Here is a 24,731-nt window from a genome sequence, read left to right as displayed (position 1 = left end):
CCCCAAGCCGGTTCCTCTTCCCGATATGGAGGTCAATGCTATGAGCAAAAAAATTCTCGTCATTTCCGGCCACCCGAACCCCGACAGCTTCTGTTCCGCTTTGTCCCGCGCTTATGCGGAAGGAGCTATCGGCTCCCGGGCCGAAGTGCGCTTGATCGATCTGAGCGCAACCTCGTTCGATCCGCATTTGAAATACGGCTACCGCCGAAGAACCGAGCTGGAGCCCGCGCTTGTCGAAGCCCAGGAAGCGATTCGCTGGGCCGATCACCTCGTCTTCGTCTATCCGACCTGGTGGGGCGCCATGCCCGCCATTCTGAAGGGCTTCATCGACCGTGTTTTTCTGCCTGGATTCGCCTTTAAGTACAGAGATAATTCCCCGCTATGGGATAAGCTGCTACTGGGCAAAACAGCACGCCTAATCGTCACCATGGACACCCCGTCCTGGTACAACCGGTTCATCTACAAACAGGCCGGCCACGGCGTCATGAAACGCAACATTTTGCAGTTTTGCGGCATTAAGCCGGTGCGCATTACCGAGCTCACCCCGATCAAAGACTCCACGGACGCGCAGCGGGCCTCATGGCTGGAGCAGGCGAGGAAGCTGGGAATGACCGAAGCCTAGAACGGCTTGGCGATCATAAGCGCCAGCACGACGATCGGCAGCAAGGTCGCGGCTGTGCCGAAGACGGCCCACAGCCGCGATACGCGCCGATATTCGGCGGATAAGCTTCCGCCAGCAACGGATGCTTCGCTATGGCGGATCATCGCCCGCTGCAGCGGAATCAGCACCGCGCCCCAGATCAGACCGGTCGCTCCGAAGACGGCTAGCGATATCGTCAGCCAATTGCTTTCGTTCATCGGAATGCCGGATTTGTGCGCCATAGCGATACCGGATACCGTAATCAGCGCGATCCCGGGCAGCGTAAAAACAAAATCGGCCAGCATAACGCTCCTCGCAGCGTCGCGAACGACGACCGGATTCCTGCCGATGTCCGCTCGTACTTTCCAGAACGCAGCCGTAACGATATTTCCTACGAACAGAACGACGCCGACAAGGTGAAGCGTTAACCATAGATTCATCAATTATTCCCTCCTCTTAACGCGTCTGGGGCTGCAACAGCTTGCGAATCACTGAGGTAAAATCAGGCGCAGTAAAGTCGGCGGACACGCCCGGTATGGACGAACGCACGCTCAGCCCAAGGGAGATTAGCACGAACAAGTCGCCCATTTTGCCTGCATCCACCGTCTCCGGAATAACGCCGTGTTTCTGCCCGGATTGAATCCACTGCTTAGAAAACCGCGCCGTCTGCTCGTAATAGCGCTCCAGAGCCTCCCCGACGGCGAGATCCCCGTCCTTGCCCAGCAAGTAGACGAGTACCTTGTTCGTCACGTCCCCCCCGTCCTCCAGGGCGGCGAAGCCCTCGGCGATTTTACCCAGCGGCCCTTCGAACGTCTTGACTTCGCGCTCCGCCTCCGCCGTAAACCGCTTGTTCGTCTCCTCCAGCCTTTCCTGCAGCACCCAGGCGAAGATTTCGTCCTTGCTTCTGACATGGTGGAAAATCGCTCCCTTGGACAGCTTCGATCTGTCCATAATGTCGTTCATCGTAATGGAAGCGCAGCCCTTCTCCAGAATAAGCTCCTTCGTTGCATCCAACAGGCGGCCGATCGTCATCTGTTTACGTTCCTCTTGCTTCACGGTCTCACCCCTTTCTTTTCTCTCATTATATAAACAGACCGTCGGTTTGTAAATTAAAAAAATTATTGTCCATTTCCGGCCTCGCCTACCGAAAAAAGCCCATCTCCGCGCTGTCCAGCGAGAAGATGAGCTTTCCGATGCTGCTAGAAACTTACTTTTGCGATACGGATTTGAACCAATCGTTGACTTCCTGCGTCACTTGATCGCCGCCGTTCGCTTTCCAGCTTGCGACGAAATCGTCGAACGCGTCTACCGGAAGCTTGCCGTAGATGATTTTGTTGAACGTCTCCAGCTCGGATTGACGGAGCAGGTTCCATTTCGAGATCATCGTCGGCGTAGCCGCGCCGGTGAAGTAGTTCTGCTTGCGAATATCGATTTGCGACATGACGACCTTCGCGGCGTACCAGTTTTCCGGTTTGCGGAACGTGGCGAGCTGCTTCTCGTAAGGCGTTTCCGCCGTGCCGCCGTCCGCGAGCTTCACGAGGGATTTCATGTACAGATCCGGAATGCGCGCCGGCCCCGTAATATAAGGGAACTTGTCGAAGAAGTCCTTGATCTTGTCCTTGTCGTTCGTCGGCTTACCGTCGACGATATCCCAGTCGTAGCCTTGGGCGAAGCCGTATTCGTACGGGCTTCCGACTTGCGGGTTAGCCAGGTTGTCAAGCAAGTAGTTATAGTACAAAATGATCGCTTCCGGGTGTTTGGCATCCTTGTTGATCATGAAGCTGCTGTTGACGCCGGAGTTTTGCCATTTCGTTCCGATCAGGCCGTCCGGACCTGCCGGGATCGGATAGGCTTTGTATTTCGAGCCCGCAACGTTCTTGAGCAGATCGGGAGCCGGCCAGTCCGGAACCCAGTTCGCGCCCGGCAGTACGCCTGCGTTGCCCTTCGTCCAGATTTCGGCCGATTTGCCTTCGTCCCATAGCGCCGAGTCCGGATGAATATAGCCTTTGTCCATCCATTCTTGCAGCTTGGCAAGCGCCTGCTTCGCTCCAGGATTGACGGAGCCGTATTCGAGATTGCCGTTTGCGTCCTTATTCCACTGCTCCTGAACCGAGCCGTAAGCTCCGAACAGCCAATCCAGTCCGCCCATCCATGTATTCGTGTTGTTTTTCAAGGAGATGGCCAGTGGATAGACGTTCTTGGCAGCCAAACCGTCCGGATTCTCGTTCTTGAATTTGTCCATGATGTTCTCAAGATCGGCGATCGTCTTCGGAGCTTCCAGTTTCAGCTTCTCCATCCAGTCTTCGCGGAGCCAGAGAAGCGTATCGTCGTTGTCCGTGTACTCCATAATCGGCAGGTTCCATTTCTTGCCGTCCTTCGTGAACGGATACCACAGCTCGGGATGCGCTTCGGCATGGCCTTTCCAGGTAGCGTTCGCATACTTGTCGAACAGTTCGTCGATCGGCATGAATTGTCCGGAATCGATCAGTTGGTTCGTCAGTACGGCGTCCGTAGGCACCATGACGAAATCCGGCAGCTTCTCGCCGGAAGTAAGCGCAAGCTGAAGCTGCTGTTTGTACTGATCGCTGCCGGCCGGATACCAGGTATCCTTGTACTTGAGACCGAGCGTTTCGAGCATCCAGCGGTCGTGGACGTTATTTTCCTTCGTTTCGCCTTTCGTATACTCCTTGGGCATAATGACCGTGCTGATCTCGATCGGCGGATCGTATTTGCCTTTTTCAAACGCGAGATCCGCTTCCGACTTCGACTCGGACGGCGATGCCGACGTCGAGGCGCTGGCGCTAGGGCTTGCCGAACCGGTTGCGGCAGCGTTGCCGCCGTTGTCCGCATTGTTGCTGCAAGCCGAGACGACCAACGTCGCGCCTACGAGAGGCAGCCATAGCTTTCTGAATTGACTCATGTTTGCTTATCCCCCTGCATTGTAAGATGATCACATGAGTAACTTTACCAACGGGGCATGAAGGTCATCTATAGGATTTTGTTAGTTTCGATAGGACTCTGTCATGTTGTTGCTTTGCCGTCCCGGTAATCCTGCGGCGTGACCCCGTACTGGCGCTTGAACACCTTGATAAAATAAGCCGGATCGAGATAGCCGATCTCCGAGCTGATCTCGTAAATCTTCTTCTCGGTCGTCTTCAGCATATGGCAGGCCGTCTCCATCCTTAGGCGGAATACATAATCGCTGACGCCTTCCCCTGTCTCGATTTTATAGAGCTTCGACAGATGCGTCGGATGCAGGTTGACGTGGTCCGCCAGCGCCCGCAGAGAGACGTCCAGATGCAAATTCCTCTCGACGAACTCCTGGATTTTCTTCACGTATACGGAGCGAATGTCCTTCACTTCGCTCGACACGCTTTCCTTCAGCTTGCCCAATGCGCCAAGCGACCAATTGCGCAGCTTGCCGATCGAGGCGAAGGCCTCTCCGTTCTGCAGCGGCTCTATGTCTTCCCCGATCAGCGACGCCAGCGATTGGCCGTTGCGATGAGCGTAATGCGCGAACGAGGAGGCGACGACATAGCCTGCTTCAAGGCAATGCTCCCACGATTCGGAGCCCTTCTCGTCCAGCTCCGCACAGATGTCGAGCAGCTTCCGCTCGGCCGCGTCCCAGCGACCGGCCTCCAGCAGATTGCCGAGGCCCGGAGGCGCATGCAGCACGTCCAGCGATTCCTGCGAGACGCTGCGCTCCAGATCGCCGGCCCGCATGACGAATTCCCGCTCGTCGCCGACGATCTGCCGAAAATAAGCGAGCGCATGGCGGTAACGTTCCGCCGCCTTGTCGGGGAACACGAACGTCTCGGTCGTCACGATCGAGAGCGAGCCTTTCAGAAATTGCTTCACTTTCGCCTGAAGCTGCATCGACAGCTTCTCCAGCAGCAGATCCGCGCCGACTTCGGCCGTATCGCGGAATTGCAGCAGAAAGGCAAGATAGCCGTGTTCTTCCTTAACGCCCCAGACGTTCGCATATTCGCCGAATATTTCGTCGGCGATGTTCAGGATCGCATATTCCAACAGCTGCTGTCCGTTGCTCCACCGCTGTCCGAACTCGTCCTCCAGACGAACGAGCAGCAGTGCGCTCTCTCCGCGGCGGAACGGCAAGCCGTAGCTTTCCAGCTTGCGCGCCCATTCCTCCTCGGACAAGCGCTCCCCGTGAAGCGCGTTCAGCAGCAGTTGTCCCCTCAGCAGCGGCAAATTTTCCCGAAGCGTGTTTTCGGTTCGTTCGCGGGAGCTGACATTTTCCCATTCCGCCTTGAGTTGAGCGATTGCGGAGCGCGCCGCCTCCATCAGCTCGGCGTCGGTCGGCGGCTTCAGCAGATAATCCACCGCCTGGTTGCGCAGCGCCTCCTGCGCGTATTCGAAGTCGGAGTGGCCCGACAGGATGATGCACTTGATCCGCTTGTCGCGCTCGCGAATTTTCTCGATCAGCTCAATCCCCGTCATCTCGGGCATCAGAATGTCGGAAATGACGAGATCGATCGGATACGTCTCGATAATGCGCAGCGCCTCCTGCGCGGAATACGCCCTATGAACCTGTTCAATGCCGAGCTCGTGCCACGGCTTGGTCGTCGATAAGTTGTCCACCCAATGGGCTTCGTCGTCAACGATAATCATCTGCATCTGTACGGTCTCCCTCTTGTTTAGATGTCGCTCTCTGTTCTGTCGCCTGGACGGGCGCCGCCGTTTCCCAGACGATCTCCGTCCGCAGTCCGCCCAGCTCGGAGGCGGAGAAACGGAGTCCCGATTTCTCCCCGAACTGCGTCACAAGTCTCTGGCTCGTATTCCAGAAGCCGTAGCCCATGTCGTCCTGAAGCGGCTCCTTCATTTTGCGGTTCAGCGCCTCGAGCTGTTCCTCGTTTAAGCCCGGTCCATCGTCATCCACGTAGATCCGGCAGAAGCTGTCGTGCATTTCTCCGGCAATGCGGATTTCTCCCGAAGAATAGGATTTGCCGACGCCGTGGATAACGGCGTTCTCAACGATCGGCTGAAGCAGCAGGCGCGGAACTTGCTGCCTCTGCATCTCCTCGGGAATGTCGATCGCATAGTGAATTCGGCCGTTGCGCAGCTTCTGGATGTCCAAATAGTTGACGATCAGCCGCATTTCGTCGGCCAGAGACGCCGTCGGCCGTTCCATACGCGTAATGTAGCGGTAATAAGCGCTCAGATTGTGCCCCATGGAGACGACCGCTTCCTCGTCTTTCATTTGGGCCATATTAATCATGTAGCCGATGCAGTTGTACAGAAAATGCGGGTTGATCTGCGCTTGCAGTTGCTTTAAAGTCGCCTCTCGCGCCCGCAGCTTCTCGTTTAGCACGTTCTCGATCAGACTTTGAATTTGCCGCGACATATCGTTGAACCGGTAGAACAGAAACGCAAACTCGTTGTTCGCATTCGCGTCGATGCGCACCGAGAAGTCTCCCCGCTGCACGCTCTGAAGACCGCGGATCAGCTTGCGGATCGGGCGCTGTACGTTGCGATAGATCAACACGGAAGCCGAGATGCCGACGACGGACAGCAGCACCATCGTCAGATAGAACATATTGCGGCTGTACGAAATCGGGCCGAGAATCTGATCGACCGGCACGACGTCCACCAGATGCCAGCCCAACTGCGGCGACAGTACGGCGCTGATCAGATAGCTCTTGCCTTGCAGCTTGACGACCTCCTGCATCGTCTCCTTAAGTTCCGTACCGTCGAGATATCGGACCAGTTCGTCCGTAAGCTGCGCGGACGCCGTCCGATTCGTAATCGGCCGGTCGCCGCGATGGTAGAAAATCGGATCGCCGCGGCCGCCTTCCTTGTACGAATCGAGCATGTTCTGAATGTTGTCGTGCTTGAATCTGGCTTCCACAACCAGGTTGCTTCCTCTCAGCACGTTCTGCTGGCCGAACGAATCGGTGAAAAACCAATGAAAGGCCGGCTGCTGGCCGGGAGCGGGCTCGGTTCCGTCTCCGTAGGACCATCTGCCGGTAACGTTGCGCCTCAGGTATTCCTCGTCGTAAGCCGGCTGCTGATCCTCGGTCGCGTTGGAGATCGCTTCTTTGTTTAACTGCGAGTACACGGTAAACCTCACCGGCCAAATGTTCATAATCCCGGATTGCAGCGCCATTTTCTCCTGGATGATGTAGCGGGTTTGCATCTTGTCGTAGCGATCGTCCCAGATGTTGAGGCCGTTGAACTTCCGCACGTTCGGGTCGCGCGAGAACGTGACGACGAAGTCCATCGTCTGGTTGATTCGAGAATCGATCTGGCCGGACAGGAAGGACAGCTGCCGAATATTAGACGCCTTCAGCTCCTTGTCGACGACATCGGTCGCCACCTGGTTCGAGTACGTGTACAGCGCCAAGATCGGGATGAACAGCAGCGCGATCAGTCCGTTCATTTTCGCAAACAGGCTTGATTTTTTCGTGACGTAATTCATGCTCTTGCCTAGCTTCATATCCGGTCCCCCCAGCTCATGACCCTAACAAAACCCTATCGATCCTAACAATGTCCTATAGTTCGATGCTCACACACGTTGTTACTATGATATAGCAGGCCTTGGCCTGAACGATAATGGGAATTTCATGGAACGGGAGAGAGCTATGAACGATACGACTTTGCCGAATGCGAAACTGACTAAAGCCCCCGGAACGCGGAAAAGAAAAGGCTATCGAATTCCGTGGACGCTGCACCTGATGGTGCTTCCGGCCGTTGTGCTCGTATTCGTATTTGCTTACTTGCCGATGTCCGGTATTATTATCGCCTTTCAGGACTATAAAGCGGCGCTCGGCTTTACCGGCTCCCCGTGGGTCGGCCTGAAGCATTTCAATTACATGTTCGAGAACGATTATTTCGTCAAAATTATCGGCAACACGCTCCTATTCGCCTGCTCCAAAGTGATCCTGAATCTGATCATTCCGTTTACTTTCGCGCTGCTGCTCAACGAGGTGCGGAATATGGGCTACAAGCGGGCGATCCAGACGCTCGTGTACTTGCCCCATTTTCTGTCGTGGGTTATTCTCTCCGGAATTCTGATCGACCTGCTGTCCCAGACCGGGATCGTCAACCAGTTTCTGATGAACGTATTCGGCCTGAACAAACCGATCTTCTTCCTCGGAGACGGCACGTGGTTCCGGGTAACGATTGTCGTCAGCGACGTGTGGAAGGAATTCGGCTTTAACACGATCATCTTCCTGGCCGCCCTTGCCGGCATCAATCCTTCTCTGTACGAGGCAGCCGAAGTGGACGGCGCAGGTCGCTTTAAGCAAACGATGTATGTAACGATTCCGTCGCTCATTCCGATCCTGATCGTCGTCGCGACGCTGGCGCTGGGCAACGTGCTGAACGCCAACTTCGACCAAGTGTTTAACCTGTACAGCCCGATGATTTACCAGCAAGGCGATATCATCGACACGTTCGTATATCGGGAAGGCTTGCTGAGCGGCCAATTCAGCTTCGCGACGGCCGTCAGCCTGTTCAAATCGGTGATCAGCCTGATCCTGATCGCGATCTCGTACCGATTGGCCTACAAGCTTGCCGGATATCGAATTTTCTAGGAAGGATGATGACATCGCATGTACCATAAAACAGTACCTTATCGCATATTCAGCGTCTTCAACTACGTGCTGCTCGGCGTAATCTCTATTCTTTGCTTGCTTCCGATGTATCATTTGCTGATGGTGTCGCTCAGTTCCTCGGCCCCGGCCAACGCCGGTCTCGTCTCGCTCTGGCCCGTCGACTTCTCGTTTGATGCTTACGCAAGGACGTTCGAGAACAAAAACTTCTTAACCTCCCTCAACGTCTCGGTACAGAGAACGCTGCTGGGAACGGCGCTTGCGTTAGTCGTCAACGCCACCGCCGCCTATGCGCTGTCGAAGGACAACCGCATGTTCCGAGGACGCACCATCTACATGTGGTACTTCGTCGTCACGATGCTGTTCAGCGGGGGCTTGATTCCAAGCTACATCTTGATCCTGAAGCTCGGCCTGATGAACAATCTGATGGCGCTCGTTCTTCCAGGGTTGGTCGCGGTCTACAACCTTATTCTGATGCTGAACTTCTTCCGCAACGTGCCTAAGGAGCTGGAGGAAGCGGCATTCATTGACGGAGCGGGCCATCTGCGGACATTTTTCTCCGTATACCTGCCGATCTCGCTGCCTTCCATCGCCACGATCGCCCTGTTCACGATGGTTGGCCACTGGAACGCCTACTTCGACGGCTTGATTTACATGAAAACGGCCGAAAAGCTTCCGCTCGCCAGCTTCATGCAAACCATTATCGTCGCCGAGGACATGACCGGCTTCGACGTCTCGGTCGTCGTCAACAAAGCGCAGCGGACGATCAAAGCGGCGCAAATCTTCATCGGCGCGCTCCCGATCCTGCTCGTCTACCCGTTCCTGCAGCGTTTCTTCGTTAAGGGCGTCGTCATTGGCGCGGTTAAGGAATAGTCGCAAGCAAACACCCGATGACTGCATCTGCGTTGCAAAGTTAAGCGCCTCTTAGGGGGCGCTTTTTGCGTCTTTTGCCTTCAACGAATGCACAAAATCGCCGCGAAAGAGGGGCTGCCCCATACTGCATATGGAACAGCCCTATCTCCTCTGTTTGCCATTATCGGCCTTATCCTCAACTTGCTCTTACGGTCTCGCAGACTTCTCGTCAGATTACTTAATGAGCCGGAAAGGTAGAGCGGTGTTTGTTTGGCTGTTCGGTCCCACGTAGGCGATGAATGCGCCGGCGTCGCTGCTGTGCGTAAGATCGGAATGGTAGTAGCGAAGCTGCGGCTCTTCCAGCGTAAACTCGACTACGCAACTTTCTCCGGGTTGAAGCGAGACTTTGCGGAACGCCTTTAGCTCCTTCACCGGACGAACAACCTCGCCGGATAAATCGCGAACGTACAACTGCACCGTTTCTACCCCGGCTACCGCGCCTTTGTTCGCCACCTTGACTGAGACGCTTAACGTGCTGCTGGAAGTCATCTCGTCGGACGACAGCCGCGCGTCGCTGTACTCGAAGTCCGCATAGCTTAGCCCGAAGCCGAAAGGCAGCAGGGGCTCATTCGGAATATCCAAATACTGCGACACGTACCGGACCTGCGCGTCCGGCGCGCCCTGCGGACGGCCCGTGTTGTAGGCGTTGTAATACACCGGCACTTGGCCGACGCTGTAAGGGAACGACATCGTCAGGCGCCCCGACGGATTGGCATCCCCGAACAGCAGGTCCGCCACTGCGTCGCCCGCTTCAGACCCCGGGAACCACGCCTCCAAAATCGCGTCTGCCTCGTCATACACGCCATGCAGATCCAGCGGACGCCCATTGAACAGCACGACGACGGTCGGCTTGCCAAGCGACCGGATGCTGCGAACGAGCTCCAGCTGTACTTGCGGCAGGCGGATATCGGCCCGGCAGCCCGCTTCCCCGCTCATGTCCGAATGCTCGCCAAGCGCCAGTACGACCATATCGGCTTCCTGAGCCGCAGCCAAAGCCGCCTGCCACTGCTGCGCCTCGGCCGTTTCGATGCCGCAGCCTTCCGCCACCAGCAGTTCAGCCGAGCCGGCCAGCTTGCTCCTCATGCCGTCGGCAAGCTTGATCGCATCATCCTTCGAGCCCGTCCACGACCACGGTCCGAGCACGTCCTCGCTGGTCGCGAATGGACCGATCAGGGCGATCTTTTGTTTTTTGTCCAGCGGCAGCACGCCCTCATTCTTCAACAACACACACGATTTCACCGCTAACTCCCGTGCAGCGCGACGATGCTCGTCGCAGAACACGATCTCGCTCTCTCGCTGCGGATCGGCCGCCCTGTACGGATTGTCGAACAAGCCCAGCTTTTTCTTCAGCGTCAAAATCCGCAGCACCGCTTCGTCGATCAGCGCCTCGTCGATCTCCTTGCTCTCAATGAGCTCGGACAGATGCTTTACGTAGCAGGAGGTCATCATCTCGATGTCCACTCCCGCTTTCATCGCTTTCAACGCCGCTTCCCGCTCGTCCGCAGCGATTCCGTGAGCAATCAGCTCCTTCACCGCGCCCCAATCCGAAATAAGTATGCCGTCGAAGCCCCACTCTTCCCGCAGCAGCTTGCGCATCAGCTTCGCGTTGCCCGTTGCCGGAACGCCGTCGACCGTGTTGAACGAGGTCATGACCATCTCGCAGCCCTCGTCCAGCGCAGCCTTATACGCCGGCAAATAAAACTCGCGCATCTGCCGGTCCGACAGATCGACCGTGTTGTAATCGCGTCCGGCCTCGGCTGCTCCGTACGCCGCGAAATGCTTGACGCAGGCCGCAACCCTGTCCGTATCGGCGGACAGATCTTCTCCCTGGAAGCCGCGCACGAACGCCCGAGCGAATTCCGAATTCAAATAAGGGTCTTCGCCCATCGACTCCATCACCCGGCCCCATCTCGGATCCCGCACGAGATCGACCATCGGAGCATAGGTAACGTGAACGCCCGATACGGACGCCTCCTTCGCCGCGATCTCCGCGCTTCGCTCCGCCAGCTCCATATCCCACGAACATCCGATCGCCAACGGAACCGGAAAAATCGTCTTAAACCCATGGACAATATCCGCCATCATCAGCAGCGGAATGCCGTGGCGGTTTTTCTCCAAATGCGTTTGCTGCACGTTGATGACCTCTTGCGCTCCGGCCATGCCGAGCACCGAGCCGGAATTATGGACAGTCGTCTCGTCAATTCCGAGCGACGCCATCGGTCCCGTAATCAACCCACCGTCCTTTGCCCCTTCGTAGAAAGGCACCGCAAGCTGGATCAGCTGCGCGATTTTCTCGTCCAACGTCATTTCCCGCAAAATTTGCTGTAAATCGGGCTGTTTATCGTTCCAATCCGCCATGTTTTCGCAACCTCTCAGATGTAATCGAAACGTTTCGATTTCAGTTTCAATTCGATTATAAAACCGCTCCTCACTGCTGTCAAACGTTCAAATCACACTATTGAATACGGTTTCCATATCCGGTATAGTTAAAATCGAAACGTTTCACCCGAATTCGAAGGAGAGAATCTTTTTGGCCAGCATCAAGGACATCGCGAAACAAGCCGGCGTCTCCATCTCGACCGTCTCGTACGCCCTCAATGGCAGCGACAAGGTCACAAAGGAGACTGCCGCCAAAATATTGCAAATCGCCGAAGAGCTTCATTACGTTCCCCACGCCGCCGCCCGTCTGCTCAAAAAGCGTCAGTCCAACTTAATCGGTATCTTCCTGACCGATTTCAGCGGCAATTTTTACGGCGACTTGCTGCAAGGAGTTAAGGAATATTTGAGCGGCAAAGGATACGATCTGCTCGTCTGCAGCGGAGAGAAATCGCGACGGCTCATTCCCGAGCGGATGATCGATGGCGCAATCGTGCTTGACGTCACTTTCTCCGACAAAGAGCTGCTACAATACGCCGGCAAGGGTCACAAAACGGTCGTGCTTGATCGCGAGCTGGCGCATCCGAACGTCAACCAGGTGTTGTTGGACAATAAAGCCGGCGCGACGCTGGCGATGGAATATTTGCTGGAGCAGGGACACGACAAAATTTATGCGGTAACCGGTCCCGTTGGCTCCTACGACGCCAAACAACGCCTGCGCGCTGTCCGCCAAGTCGCTGAACGGGCCCCGCACGCCAGAGTCGTTGAGCTGCCGGGCAATTTCAGCAGAGCGTCCGGCGAAGCCGCGGCCCGCGCGATCTCGGAAGACTACGATCGGCCCGCGGCCGTATTTTGCTTGAACGACGAAATGGCTGTCGGAGCTTACCGCTATTTTACGACTCACACCGATCTGAAAATCGGGAAGCACATTCATTTAATCGGGTTCGACAATATCGAATTGGCCCAGTTCGCCAGGCCTCGCCTGGCCACTATCGATTATTCGATGCGCAAATGGGGGGCAATCGCCTCCGAGCAGCTGCTCAAAATGATTGCCGGACAGCCCGTCGAAGCCGAAAGAATCTACGTCTCCCTGATTCAGGGCGAATCCGTAGACTCCCTCCGCTCAGTCGAATAACCTCGGTCAAATAACATCAGCCGAGAAGGCGCAGCCCCATAAGCACTACAAGTTGCTGTAAAAGATAGTCGATGAACAAGTTGCAAGGGTATGCACCTCCTTCCGCTGCTATACGCTCCCGAAAATACTGAATGGATAAACCGGTGACAAGGTTAATTTCAGGAGCGTATGTGGCAGTCTCCAGGCTATGATTGACCCTTAACACTTTCCAGATAAATCAACAGCAGTTATCCGCATAATCATCGAATACGTTTTAGTGACATCCCTTTGATTTTGGTCGCTTTGTACGATCTTTCCTACAAACGCCCGCCGCTTAAGCCCGATCCGAGCTACTTTGTACGATTTCTCCTACAAACACCCGCCGTTTAAGCCCGATCCAAGCTACTTTGTACGATTTCTCCTACAAACCTCCACAGCCCGCCACTTAAGCCCGATCCGAGCTACTTTGTACGATTTCTCCTACAAACCTCCGCAGCCCGCCACTTAAGCCCGATCCGAGCTACTTTGTACGATTTCTCCTACAAACACCCGCCGCTTAAGCCCGATCCGAGTCACTTTGTACGATTTCTCCTACAAACACCCGCCGTTTAAGCCCGATCCGAGCTACTTTGTACGATTTCTCCTACAAACACCCGCTGCTTAAGCCCGATCGGTCCCCCCCCCCTAACTTTGTACGATTATCCACCGGACTTCCCTCGCGGAAGTCTCTTCGCATGCCATAAACTCATCCGTCTTTTCAGCCTCAGCCTCTTTTCCTTCTTTACAATGCCGTTTCGCTATGGCATGATACATATCAAATGATATGTATCAATAGATATGCAAGGAGTTCGCTATGCCGCCAAAAGCTAAATTTACCAAGGAAGCGATCGTCGACGCCGCGCTTGCCATCGCCGACCGCGAAGGGCTGGACGCGATTACGATCCGCAAAATCGCCGACGAGCTTGGCAGCTCGATCGCGCCGATCTACGTCAATTTCAAAGATGTTGAGGAGCTGAAGGACGCGGTGTTGGTCCGAATCTTCGACCTGTCGGCGGAGATGGCGCGAACGCCGTACAGCCCCGACCCTTTTTTAAGCATCGGCATCGCCAGCCTGAAGTTCGCACGAGAGCATCCTGCGCTGTTTCGGGAACTCGCGGTTAATAATCATCCCCGCCTGAAGGATGTCCAAACACCCGTTACAGACCTCCTCTCGCAGATGAAGGGCGCGCCGAAGCTTGCGCCGTTCTCGGAGGAGGAATTGATGGGGATTTTATTCAAAATGCGCATTTTTCAGCTAGGGCTGTCCGTGATGGACATCAATGGCTCGCTCCCGGGAGTAAGCGAAGAGACGCTCGTCGAGCTGCTCCGGCAAACGGGAGAAGATCTGATCGCCGCCGAACTGGCGCGAAAACAAGCTGTACCTAACGATCCGCAAAAGTAAAGGGGAAACGGCGATGAATGCAATCGAAGCGCAATCGCGAATCGAAGCGCTGTTCCAGCGTACGGTGAATCGCGATCCGCTAATCCGCAACGCTTATTTTTTGGTACATTCCGAACGGTTAGGCGTTCATCTGAAGCTCGCGGAAGGCACCGACCTCGCTGCCCCCGTCCATGAAGACCAGCCCTATTACATTGCCAGCGTCAGCAAGCTGTTCGCCGCGGTCCTCTGCGCCCGGCTTGTCGAAGAGGGTCTGCTCGGCTTTGACGACCCGATCTCGGATTATCTCGATCCCGAGCTGCTGCGCGGCCTGCATCTGTACAAGGGACAAGATTTCGGAAACGCCATTCGAGTCAAGCATTTGCTGAACCACTCGTCGGGCTTGAACGATTTTTTTGAGGATAAGCCGAAGGGCGAGGCATCGATGCTTGAGCTCATTTTCGGGAATGCGCAGCGCGGGTGGACGCCTAGGGAGATGGTCGAGTGGACAAAAACGAGGTTGAAAAATCATTTTCCGCCGGGAACGGGCTTCCACTATTCGGATACGGGCTACCATCTGCTTGGCATGACGCTGGTGCAGGCAACGGGCAAGCCTTACCATGAGCTGCTGCGCCGACATCTTTTCGAGCCGTTGGATATGAAGCAAACCTGGTTTTCCCGCTACTCCGAACCCATCGAGCAGTCGAACGGCTCCCCTCCGCTCGCCCGGTTATATAATCGCAACCGCGATGTGACCGAGCTCGAAAGCTTGAGCTTCATGTATGCGGGAGGCGGCGTCGTGTCCACAACCGCTGATCAGCTTAAGCTGATGAAGGCGCTGGTCGAACATCGCATCGTCGGGGAGACGACATTGGCTAAAATGAAAAGCGAACGGGGGAGGTTTTTTCCCGGCATCGATTACGGCTACGGTTTGATGATCATTAAGCCGATGTTCCTGCTTATGCCCGGCAAGTACAGCTCCTGGGGCAATATGGGAACGTCCGGCTCGTGGCTGTTCTATCATCCGGAGACCGACGCCTATCTCATCGGTGGCTTGAATCAATTCCGTTACAATCGAAAAGGGCTGAGACTGATGTTTAAGGCGATCGACATTTTGCGGCGTTGCGACAGGCAGCGTTAGACGTAAGCCCGGCCAAATGGCCGGGCTTACGTTGTTTAATGCGTATACTCAAACATATAATTGCCGCTGCCGATCTCAGCGACGACTCCCTGCTCCGTCTGGCGAGCGGAGATCAGCCCATCCGTCGTAAGAAGCGCCTTGCCTCCCTCGCGGGCTTCGGACAGATTCGCTCCCGGCAGGTGCACGACCGCCGTCGCGTTCGGCGGCACCGTCACAATCTGCGTCGCCGTCGCGCCGTCAAGCCGCCACTCGGACACGATCGTTCCGAGCACGGACTCGTAACGCGCACCGGCCCTGGTCAGACCGCAGTCGAAGGCCGGCTTGACGACAATCCGGCGGTATCCGTCCTCCCCCTTGTCCAGTCCGGCAATGCGCCGGTACAGCCAGTCGCCTATGCAGCCGAAGGCGTAATGATTGTACGAGACGTTCGTCACTTTGCCGCTTGGCATAATCGCCTGCCACGCTTCCCAGATCGTCGTCGCGCCTTTCTCAACCTCGTACAGCCAGGACGGACAGTCCGTCTGATACAGCAGCCGGTAAGCGATGTCGCTGCGTCCGTTGTCGCACAGCACATCCAGAAGATAGGGCACCGACAGGAAACCGGTATCGAGCCGATATCCGTTTTCCTCGATCAAGCCGACCAGTTGGTTCAGCACCTTGCCCCGAGCCTCGTCGGGAACCATCCTCATTTGCAGCGCCAACACATATATGCCCTGGAAGTGAGCCTTCAATCGGCCGTCCTCGTCCAAATACTCCCCGGCGAACGCACTGCGAACGTTGCGGTTAAGCTCCGCGTACCGGTTGGCGTCCTCCTCCTTGCCCACCAGTCGGGCAATCCGCGAGAGCAGCTCGGCGGAATAGGCGAAGAAGCAGGTCGAGACCAGCTCCTTCGTGGCGAAGGCGCTTTGCATCATATCGACCGTCTGCCCGTCCTTGCCGACGCTCATGCTCGGAATCAGCCAGTCGCCGAAGTGAAAGCCGGTATTCCACAAATATTTTTGCCGCTCGGCGACCGAAGAAGGTTCTGCATCCGAGCCCTCGGCAGCGGATTTCTCGATATAATTGACCCAGCGAACCATCATGTCGTAATGCTCGGCCAGCACTCTCACGTCTCCGTAGCTCTCGTACAGCGCCCATGGCACGAGAATGCAGGCGTCGCCCCAGCCGGCGGAGGAATGCGTCCCCATCGGCGGAAAAATAATGTTCTCGTACCCTTTCATATACGGCACGACGATCGGAATTTGCCCGTCGTCCCGCTGCTCCGCCGACATGTTGCGCAGCCAGCGGGAGAGGAACGGGTTTACGTCCATATTAAAACAGGCCGTCGGGGCGAACACCTGAATGTCGCCGGTCCATCCCGCCCGCTCCCGCTGCGGACAGTCTGTCGGAATCGCCAGCAAATTGCCCCGCTGGCTCCAGACGATATTTTCCTGCAGCCGGTTGATCCGCTCGTCCGAGCAACTGAAGTTCCCAGTGGCGCGCAAGTCGGAGGACAGCACGACCGCCTCGAAGTCACCGACCCGCAGCTCTCCCGGCGGATACCCCGTTACTTTGACGTAGCGGAACCCGTGGTACGTAAACTTCGGCTCATACGTCTCGCCCGCCTCGTCTCCTCGCAGCACGTAGACATCCTTCTGGTCCTTAAACCTACCGCGAATGTTGTTCAAATAATTGCCCTGCTCGTCCAGCACCTCGCTGTGCTCCAGCACGATCTCCGCACCGGCCTCGCCCCGCACGCGCATGCGAACTCTTCCGGCGATGACCTGGCCGAAATCGATTACCGTCTCGCCCAACGGCGTACGGATGATGCGTTCCGCTGCTATCGTAAGGACAGCCCGCACCGGTTCGCCGTATGCCGCGACCAGAACGCCGCGATCCCGTTCGACCTCGCGGGCGGGGCTCCATTCCCGGTCTTCGTAATCGCCCGTGCTCCAGCCCAGCTTCTCCAATCGGGCGTCGTACCGCTCTCCGATGAACAGATCGGAATAGACGTAGGGGCCGAACGAGCTTCTGAAGCCGTCGTCCGAGACGATCGTCTGCCGCGAGCCGTCCTCGTATTCCATCTCCAGCTGAAGCAGCAGCGCCAGCCGATTGCCGTATTGGCAGTTGTCGCCCATCAGGCCGACGCGTCCCGCATACCACCCATCCGCAAGCGTCGCGCCGAGCGCGTTCGCGCCTTCCGCCACCAGCTCCGTTACATCATAAGCATGCACCTGCAAGCAGCGGTCGTAGGATGTCATCTCCGGAGCCAGCTCCTGATCGCCGACCTTCCGGCCGTTCAGCTCCAGCTCATAGATGCCGTGGGCGGTCGCATAAATACGCGCTCGTCTCGCCTTCCCCTTCGCCTCGAACCGTTTGCGCAGCAGCGGGCAGGGCAGCAGTCGGCCGTAATCGGTCGGCGGCAGCTTCTTCGTCCGGTCGTAGAAATCGAGCGGCGGCTCTTCGGGTACAGTCGTCTGCTCCGGCTCGATCCACTTCGCCGACCAGTCCTCCGGGTCCAGCAGGCCCATCTCCCACCGCGCCGCCTCGCTCCATTCGGACGATTCGCCGCGTTCGTCCCACACCATAACCTGCCACTCGTACCGGCGTCTCGAGCGCAGCTCCGATCCTTCGTAAGCTATGCCGGAAGAGCTGCCGGACGCCACCTTCCCCGTATCCCATACGACCGTCTCGCCGTCCGTCACCCGAATCCGGTACGCGGTCTGGCGCACTCCCCTTCTTGCGGCGCGCAGCTCCCAGCTTAATCTCGGAGCGACAATGCCGAGGCCCAGCGGTTCCGCCATATACTCGCATCTTAAAGCTCCGACGCGAACTTTTTCCGTCATGTCCGATTCCCCCTATCCTTTGACTGCGCCGCTGGCGATCCCCTGGATAAAATGCTTCTGCAACGCCAGGAACAGTCCGATCAGCGGAAGCGACCCGATCACAACGGCGGCGAAAATGAGCACCCAGTTATTTGTGTACTCGCTCGTGAACGAGTAGAGCGACAGCGGAATATTGCGCATCGCCTTGCTTTGCAGGAACAACAGCGGAATGAAGAAATCGTTCCAAATAAACAAGCTTTTAATAATAATCACGGTCGACGTAATCGGCTTGACGAGCGGGAATAAAATTTGCCAGAACGTTCGAAACGAACCGCTGCCATCGATCTGCGCCGACTCCTCCAGCTCCCGGGGGACCGTTTTGAAGAACGAGACGTACAGGAACACCGCAAACGGGATTCCCGTTGCGATATATACCGCGATCGCCCCTGGATATTTTCCGATCAAATTTAAACCGTTAAGCAGCTTGTACAGCGGAATCATCGCGAGCTGGAACGGTACCATAATGCCAGCCAGAAAATAAACGTAGAGAGCGTCCGACCATCTGTCCGTTCGCCGCGCCAGCGGATAGGCCGCCATCGAGCTGAAAACGACGATGAGAACGAGGGAAACGCCCGTAATCAGAATGCTGTTCAGGAACGCTTGCCCCATATTCGCCTGCTGCCAGGCGGTCAAATAGTTGGAGAACTTCAACGTCTCCGGCCACTTCAGCGGACCGTACTGCAAATCCGTGGGCGATTTGAGCGACATGGTTACGACGAGATAAAAAGGAATAAATACGATCGCGGCCCAAAAAGCGAGCGTAAGCGGCATCAGCAATCGGCGTAGATTCATCTCAGTATTCCACCTCTCTTCTGCGCAGCAGGGCGATCTGAACGAGGGAGAAGACGAGGATCATCGCGAACATCAGCAGCGCGATCGCGTTCGCGTAACCCATCCGATTCAGGGCAAACGCCTGACGGTACAGCATGACCGCGAGATTTTCCGTCGATCCGCCAGGACCGCCGTTGGTCATAATAAAGATAAGGTCGAAAAGCTTGAGTCCCACGATCATCGTCACGACGATATTCACTGTAAAAGCGGGAGCGACGAGCGGGAACGTAATGTTTTTGAACCTGCTGAACGCTCCGGCGCCGTCGATGTCGGCCGCCTCGTACATGTCGCGCGGAATCGATTGCAGCCCCGCGACGTAAATGATCATGCTGAACGCCACCCACTGCCACAAATTCGCGCCGATGACGCTGTAGATCGCCAGCCTGCGGTCGCCCAACCAATCCTGCGTCCAGTCCGACAGACCGACAAACTCCAAAATCGTATTGATAACCCCGAATTGCGGATTGTACATATAGCTCCAAATATATCCGATCGCAAGCGGGCTGAGCAGCGCCGGCAGCAGGTACCACGCGCGCAGAAGACGCTGGACGAAGCCGGTTTTTTGCAAGCCGAGGGCGAGCAGCAGGCCGATGACGTTCTGCAGCACGGTGACGAACAGCGCGATCAGCAGTGTGTTTTGCAGCCCCTTCCAGACGTCCTTGTCATGCAGCAGCTTGCGAAAATTGTCCAAGCCGATAAAATCGATCGTCGGGCTTAGCCCGTTCCAATCCGTCATGCTGTAATAGAAGCTGCTGAGTACCGGATAAGCCAGAAAAATCGTAAAAACGAGAAATGCGGGCAGCAGGAAGACTCCGTCGATGCCAGTCCGTTTCATAGTGTCCTCCTTGTGTTTTTCGCGATTGCGCATTTTAAACGTCCTTGAAATAAGGCGAGAGCGCCCTCTTTTATCCTATCATTCGCATATTAAAAGTAGGATTTATTCTTATACGAACCGTTGATTTAACCGGGGTGCAGATCTTCTCGGATCCGCACCCGCGATCAACTCGTTTATTTACCGCCTTCCTTGTACGCCTCGTCCATTTTCGCAAGCATTTCGTTTATGCTTCCTCCGGCGAACACGCCTTGAATGCCGACGAACATTTGCGGCTGCACGGCTGCGGGCCAGTTCTGATCGAGGAAAGCATACGTTCCGACCTTCAGGCTGGGCTCGATCTCCATCAACGCCGCGTCCAGGCTCGGCGTCACGTCGTCGACGATGGAGAAAGATTGGGTCGCATCGAGAATCGTCTTCATGCTTTCCGGCTCAGCGACGAAATCGAGATACTTTTTGACCGCGTCGGGATGCTTCGTCTTGGCATACGCTCCGGCGAACAGCGCCGGACCGGTCGATACCCAGATCGGCTCGCCTGCCTCCACGTACGGCAGCGGGAACATCCCCCACTCCAGCTCTGGATTCGCCGCCTTCAGCGCCGGCACGACCGCGTTCAGACTGACCGTCATCGCGACCTTGCCCGAGCTCATCAGCTGCAGCACCTGATCGTTCGCCGTTCCGAGAACGCCTTTGTTCGTCAAGCCCTGCTTCTCCAGATCGACGTAGTCCGCCATCATCTTCTCCCAGACGGAGCCGGCGAATGTCGCCTTGCCTTCCGCCATCTGCGCGTCAAAATCGGGGTTGTCGCGATAAATCGCCGACGCCGCCATCGCGTACGGAATCAACTGGGTGACGAACTGGTCCTTCAGTCCGAGGCCGATCGGCGTCACGCCGGAATCCTTGATCTTGTGCGCGGCATCCAGGAACGACTGCCAATCGGTCGGAATGGCGAGACCAAGATCCTTGAAAATTTTCTTGTTGTAAATTACGCCGATCACGTTCTGGCTGCGCGGAAGTCCGTATACTTTGCCGTCCGCGCTGGCCGAGCGAAGCGCCCCCGGAGTCAGCCGCTGCACCCACGGCTCGCCGCTCAAATCCATTAAGTATCCGGCGTTGACGAACGGGTCCTTCTTCGTTCCGGCGAATACGGTGAAAATGTCCGGAGCGTCCCCGGAGGCAAGCTTCGTCTTGATAACGGTTTCAAATTGATCGACCGGCGCTCCCTCGTAATCGATGCGGATGTTCGGATATTTCTCCTCGAACCTCCGGTTGATCTCCTCCAAATTCATGTTCGCGTTGTTGACCAGGTACAGCTTTAGCGTCACGTTCTCTTCCTTCGGCTGCGAAGCCGAGCCGCCCGTTCCCGCTTCGGCGGCGTTCTGCCCCCCGCCCCCGCAGCCCGCCAGCAGCGACAGAGCCAGACACAGCGCGACGAAGCCCGCCTTCTTCTGTTTACGCATCTCTTGATGACCTCCCATTTGTTTTTGCTTGCCTGTGTCTCATTATAGGGAACGGGGGCGCGGACGACTTCCGGTTGTTTTGCTCATTTCGGGGGGACAATTTTGCGCGATTTTTGATATTCGGACGGCGTCATGCCGGTATGCTTCTTGAAAAGCTGGCTGAAATATTTGCTGTCCTCGTAGCCGACCCGCCCGCTGACCTCGATGACGCTAAGCGCCTCGGACGCCAGCAGCGCCTTCGCCTGCTCCATGCGAACGCCGATCAAGTAATCCGAGAAATTGACTCCGGCCTCCTTCTTAAACAGACGGGACAGATGGCTAATGCTAATATGATGCTCCTTGGCAAAGCTATGCAGCGAGTCGATTCGATCATAGGAGCGCCGAATGTCGCCCATGAGCTTGCGAACAAGCTCTCTTGGCTCCTTGCCCCCGCCCCCAAGCTCCTCCAGCCAGTCGATCAGCCGCTCCGTCAGCCAATCGGCCAGTTGGGCATATTCGACAGCCTGCTCGGTAATGTCCGCTATCGCTTCGGCTTCGGCGATCGCCGCATTCCTCCCTGGATGAAGCTTAAATTGCAGCGCCGTAAACATATCGGCCAGCATTTGCGCGATGGTTTTGGCCGGCAACTGCAGCAGTTTCGCCTGCGTGACGATTTTGTCGACGGACGGCCTAATTTGCTTGAAATCCCGCTTGGCCAGATGCGCCTCCAACAGCCGGATCGAATTCCACACACTTGTCATATCCATCGCTCGATCCCCGTCGACGCCCGAAGAGGACAACGTGCTCGTCTCCAATCGCACCTGCCGCTCCAGAAGTCCAAGCGCCCGACGATAAGCCTCTTCCGGCCGCTCGCCCCCTTTCTTGAAGAATACAGTCGTGTGCACGGGCAGCTTAGTCCGTTTGAATGCCTCGTGCAGCGCCCCGATTGCCTCGTGTGCGGCCCGTTCTTCGCGGGAGCTGCCGCACGGAAACAGCAGGCATTGGAGATTGGCCTCCGGATATAGAATGTACGAATCGGGGGCGCATTCGGCCAGCGCAGGGCGAACCGCCTCCTCTTGCCGCTGCCAGACATGCCCCGACTTCCAATTGCCGAGCAAGGAGATCGCAAGCAGCACCGGGCCGGCCAGCTCCTCCGGCTCGTTCGACGTCCGCCCTTCCAAGGCGCGCACAAGCCGCCACCGCTCCTCTTCCCGGTCGAGGCGTCTTTTCTCCTTTAAGCTTTCCAGAACCGCGCTTACCGCATGTATAAGCTCCTGCCTCTTCACCGGCTTGACGAGAAAATCCTTCACGCCGAGCTGCAGTCCGGTGCGCGCGTAGGCAAAATCGTCATACCCGCTGACGAGGATCGCCTCCGCGTCGGGATAGTCGAGCTTAAGCCTGCGAATGAAATCCAGCCCGTCCATCCCCGGCATGCGAATGTCCGTCACGACGAGGTCGGGGCGAAAGCGCCCGGCCAACGCCAGCCCTTCCACCCCGTTCGGCGCCGCGAATACCGCGTGCTCCGGCTCGAACTCCTTTAACAGCAGCTCCAGTTCCTCCAGCGCGATCGGCTCGTCTTCGAGAACCAAGATGTTCATGATGCTACCCCTTCTCCCGACCGGTTTCCGCCTCGTTCGGCAGCCTAATCGTTATCTTGGCGCCGGCTCCCAGCGCGCTCTCGATCCGCAAGCCGTAAGGCGATCCGAACAACAGCCGGATCCGTTTATGAATGTTCATTAATCCGATGCCCGACTTTCCTTCCATCGCCAGCTCCTGTTCCAGCTCCGCCACGCTGTCGTCCTGTCGGAACGCCCTGTTGAAGCGGTCGACAAGCTCCTCAGGCATACCCGGCCCCGTATCCGCGACCGAAATCTCCACATCCAAGACCCCATTCGCCTCCGAGGATTCGGCGATCATGCGCGCTTCCAATCGTACCGAGCCGCCCTCGATTTTTTTCTCGATTCCATGAAAAATCGCATTCTCGACCAGGGGCTGCAAAGACAGCTTAGCCATCTGCAGCCGCAGCAGCGAATCCGGCACGTCCGCTTCGAATTTGAACCGATCCTTATACCGCATCTCCTGAATCCGGACATAGTGCCGCACATTCTCCAATTCCTTTTCCAGGGTTGTCGGCTCGTTCCAGCCCTTCATGCTGTAGCGGAACAAATCAGCCAAATTTTCCGCCATATCCGCCACGTCATGTACCCCTTGCTTGCGGCTGAGCGCCTTCATGATATTCAGCGTATTGAACAGCATATGGGGATTGATCTGGGCCTGAAGCGCCATCAGCTTGGCGTCCTTCTCCCGCAACTCCAGCAGAAACACCTGATGGATCAGCCGGTCCACGCTTTCGAGCATCAGGTTAAACCCTCTCGACAACCGTCCGGCTTCGTCCCGGTAACCGCGGTCGTTCGCCCGCACCTTGAAGTCGCCCGTCTCCACCCGCTTCATGTTCTTCGCAAGAGCGGCAAGCGGACGGCTGATGCCTGAGGCAAGCACATACGACGCCGCTCCGACGACTGCGATCGCCAGCGCGATCGCGACCACGATCAGGCTGCGGATTTTGTCCGACTGCTTCACGACGTCCGCATGCGGCGCAATCGCTACGATCGTCCAGCCGCTATAATCGGAACGATTGCTTGAGAACAGATATCGCGTGCCGGCCCAGTTCGCGCTTCCCTCCGGCACCGTCGCCGCCTCGGCCAGCTCGTCCGGCATCGTCCGCCCCGTCCATTCGTCTCCGCTATCGTACAGAACGTTTTTCCCTTCGTCCACCAGCATGTAGCGCAGAGGCAGCGCATCGTCGCCCCTCTCGGAGCCGAGCAGGATCGACTTCAGCGCCAGCACGCTCATATCGATCTTTAAATATCCGAGCCGCTGCCCGGGAAGCGAGTACTGAAAGTCGTTGATCGGACGGATCAGCGAGAAGACGAGCTGCGGATCTCTCAGCGCCATCGTCTCCGGCCCCGTCGGCCAGAAAAACATCGAAGGCTCGACCTCGTCTCCCAGCTTCGCGAACCACGGCTCCTGCTTAACCGAGTATTCGTTGGACGGCGCTCCCCCCTTGGACAGATTAAACAGCCTTCCGTCTTCGGCGAACAAGTAGACGCCCTGGATATGCGGCCAGGGAGCCGTTAACTGGACGAGCCTGTGCGTAATTTCGTTATTGTCGTATTGGACCCCGTAATCCGAGGTCGGCTGACGCATAATGCGCTGAATGATCGGATCTCCGAAGATGGCAAGGGAAAGCCGCTCCATATCTTTGGCGTACAAGTCCAGCGTAATCGTCATCTGCGCCAGCGACGCGTCTACGAGATCGAGCGTCCGTTCCGTATAGTCCCTTTTCATATGAAAATAAGTCAGGCCGCCCAAGACGGCGGCGGTCACGACAAACAAGCTCGTAAACGTTACCGCCATCTTCGTCCGCAGCCGCCAATCGTTCCACTGCATGACCGAAGTCCCCCCTTGCTGTCCATGCCGTTCCTTCTTTGCTTATTGTAGTGCAAGCGATATCAAAAAAATAGGCCATCACCGGAAGCTTGTACGAAGCTCTAGTGTGGTGGATGTGTGGAGGGACATTGGCGGAAAAAATAA

Annotated in this window: 18 protein-coding genes; 6 read left to right on the top strand and 12 right to left on the bottom strand. The window is 56.7% G+C overall.

Features of this window, described 5'->3' with window-relative positions; all coding sequences use genetic code 11:
• The first annotated feature begins 40 nt into the window (after positions 1-40).
• Positions 41-622, top strand: a complete 582-nt coding sequence (locus DFP98_RS09900) for an NAD(P)H-dependent oxidoreductase (RefSeq protein WP_116060423.1) — start codon at positions 41-43, stop codon at positions 620-622.
• On the opposite strand, the gene DFP98_RS09895 is transcribed toward DFP98_RS09900, so the two are convergent.
• The 5 genes from DFP98_RS09895 to DFP98_RS09875 all read right to left on the bottom strand — a co-directional run bounded on the left by DFP98_RS09895 (position 619) and on the right by DFP98_RS09875 (position 7,094).
• A complete protein-coding gene (locus DFP98_RS09895; protein ID WP_116060422.1) occupies positions 619-1,080 on the bottom strand; it encodes a DUF2269 family protein in 462 nt (153 codons plus the stop codon). The two genes, DFP98_RS09900 and DFP98_RS09895, sit on opposite strands and share 4 nt — an antisense overlap.
• Positions 1,081-1,096: 16 nt before the next feature.
• On the bottom strand, positions 1,097-1,696 hold the full coding sequence (locus DFP98_RS09890; protein ID WP_116060421.1) for a TetR/AcrR family transcriptional regulator: 600 nt from the start codon (positions 1,694-1,696) through the stop codon (positions 1,097-1,099).
• A gap of 151 nt (positions 1,697-1,847) precedes the next feature.
• Entirely contained in the window at positions 1,848-3,560 is a 1,713-nt protein-coding gene (locus DFP98_RS09885; RefSeq protein ID WP_116060420.1) for a type 2 periplasmic-binding domain-containing protein, read from the bottom strand.
• A gap of 101 nt (positions 3,561-3,661) precedes the next feature.
• Positions 3,662-5,275, bottom strand: coding sequence for a response regulator transcription factor (locus DFP98_RS09880; protein WP_116060419.1), 1,614 nt, complete (start codon positions 5,273-5,275; stop codon positions 3,662-3,664).
• Positions 5,256-7,094: a sensor histidine kinase gene (locus DFP98_RS09875; RefSeq protein WP_246016476.1), complete on the bottom strand. Its 1,839-nt coding sequence runs from the start codon at positions 7,092-7,094 to the stop codon at positions 5,256-5,258. The genes DFP98_RS09880 and DFP98_RS09875 overlap by 20 nt, the downstream gene beginning before the upstream one ends.
• Positions 7,095-7,239: 145 nt before the next feature.
• Between DFP98_RS09875 and DFP98_RS09870 the strand changes: the two genes are divergently transcribed.
• Both DFP98_RS09870 and DFP98_RS09865 read left to right on the top strand, forming a co-directional pair.
• A complete protein-coding gene (locus DFP98_RS09870; protein WP_116060418.1) occupies positions 7,240-8,193 on the top strand; it encodes an ABC transporter permease in 954 nt (317 codons plus the stop codon).
• 18 nt (positions 8,194-8,211) lie between these two features.
• A complete protein-coding gene (locus DFP98_RS09865; RefSeq protein WP_116060417.1) occupies positions 8,212-9,084 on the top strand; it encodes a carbohydrate ABC transporter permease in 873 nt (290 codons plus the stop codon).
• A 213-nt stretch (positions 9,085-9,297) separates the two neighbouring features.
• Here the strand turns inward: DFP98_RS09865 and bglX are convergent, their stop codons facing one another.
• Positions 9,298-11,481 carry a beta-glucosidase BglX gene (gene bglX / locus DFP98_RS09860; protein WP_116060416.1) on the bottom strand — a complete coding sequence of 728 codons (2,184 nt, stop codon included), beginning with the start codon at positions 11,479-11,481 and terminating at the stop codon, positions 9,298-9,300.
• Positions 11,482-11,653: 172 nt separating this feature from the next.
• Between bglX and DFP98_RS09855 the strand changes: the two genes are divergently transcribed.
• The 3 genes from DFP98_RS09855 to DFP98_RS09845 all read left to right on the top strand — a co-directional run bounded on the left by DFP98_RS09855 (position 11,654) and on the right by DFP98_RS09845 (position 15,171).
• Positions 11,654-12,634: a LacI family DNA-binding transcriptional regulator gene (locus tag DFP98_RS09855; RefSeq protein WP_116060415.1), complete on the top strand. Its 981-nt coding sequence runs from the start codon at positions 11,654-11,656 to the stop codon at positions 12,632-12,634.
• 832 nt (positions 12,635-13,466) lie between these two features.
• A complete protein-coding gene (locus tag DFP98_RS09850; RefSeq protein ID WP_116060414.1) occupies positions 13,467-14,054 on the top strand; it encodes a TetR/AcrR family transcriptional regulator in 588 nt (195 codons plus the stop codon).
• 13 nt (positions 14,055-14,067) lie between these two features.
• Complete coding sequence (locus DFP98_RS09845) at positions 14,068-15,171, top strand: serine hydrolase domain-containing protein (RefSeq protein WP_116060413.1); 1,104 nt, start codon at positions 14,068-14,070, stop codon at positions 15,169-15,171.
• Between the two features lie 35 nt (positions 15,172-15,206).
• Here DFP98_RS09845 and DFP98_RS09840 read toward each other — a convergent pair whose 3' ends face one another.
• The 6 genes from DFP98_RS09840 to DFP98_RS09815 all read right to left on the bottom strand — a co-directional run bounded on the left by DFP98_RS09840 (position 15,207) and on the right by DFP98_RS09815 (position 24,587).
• Positions 15,207-17,996 (bottom strand): alpha-L-rhamnosidase, encoded by a 2,790-nt coding sequence (locus DFP98_RS09840; protein WP_116060412.1) that lies wholly within the window; start codon positions 17,994-17,996, stop codon positions 15,207-15,209.
• Between the two features lie 12 nt (positions 17,997-18,008).
• Positions 18,009-18,827: a carbohydrate ABC transporter permease gene (locus DFP98_RS09835; RefSeq protein ID WP_116060411.1), complete on the bottom strand. Its 819-nt coding sequence runs from the start codon at positions 18,825-18,827 to the stop codon at positions 18,009-18,011.
• A 1-nt stretch (position 18,828) separates the two neighbouring features.
• Positions 18,829-19,701, bottom strand: coding sequence for a carbohydrate ABC transporter permease (locus DFP98_RS09830; protein WP_181917593.1), 873 nt, complete (start codon positions 19,699-19,701; stop codon positions 18,829-18,831).
• A 173-nt stretch (positions 19,702-19,874) separates the two neighbouring features.
• On the bottom strand, positions 19,875-21,158 hold the full coding sequence (locus tag DFP98_RS09825; RefSeq protein WP_181917592.1) for an ABC transporter substrate-binding protein: 1,284 nt from the start codon (positions 21,156-21,158) through the stop codon (positions 19,875-19,877).
• 83 nt (positions 21,159-21,241) lie between these two features.
• The gene (locus tag DFP98_RS09820) at positions 21,242-22,735 is read right to left on the bottom strand and encodes a response regulator (protein ID WP_116060408.1); all 1,494 of its coding nucleotides are present in this window, start codon (positions 22,733-22,735) and stop codon (positions 21,242-21,244) included.
• Positions 22,736-22,739: 4 nt separating this feature from the next.
• A complete protein-coding gene (locus DFP98_RS09815) occupies positions 22,740-24,587 on the bottom strand; it encodes a sensor histidine kinase (protein WP_116060407.1) in 1,848 nt (615 codons plus the stop codon).
• Between the last annotated feature and the right edge of the window lie 144 nt (positions 24,588-24,731).

This window comes from Cohnella phaseoli, from assembly GCF_003386235.1.
GTDB lineage: Bacteria > Bacillota > Bacilli > Paenibacillales > Paenibacillaceae > Cohnella > Cohnella phaseoli.
Note: the sequence above shows the minus strand (reverse complement) of the source record. Positions and strands in the feature narration are given on the sequence as shown.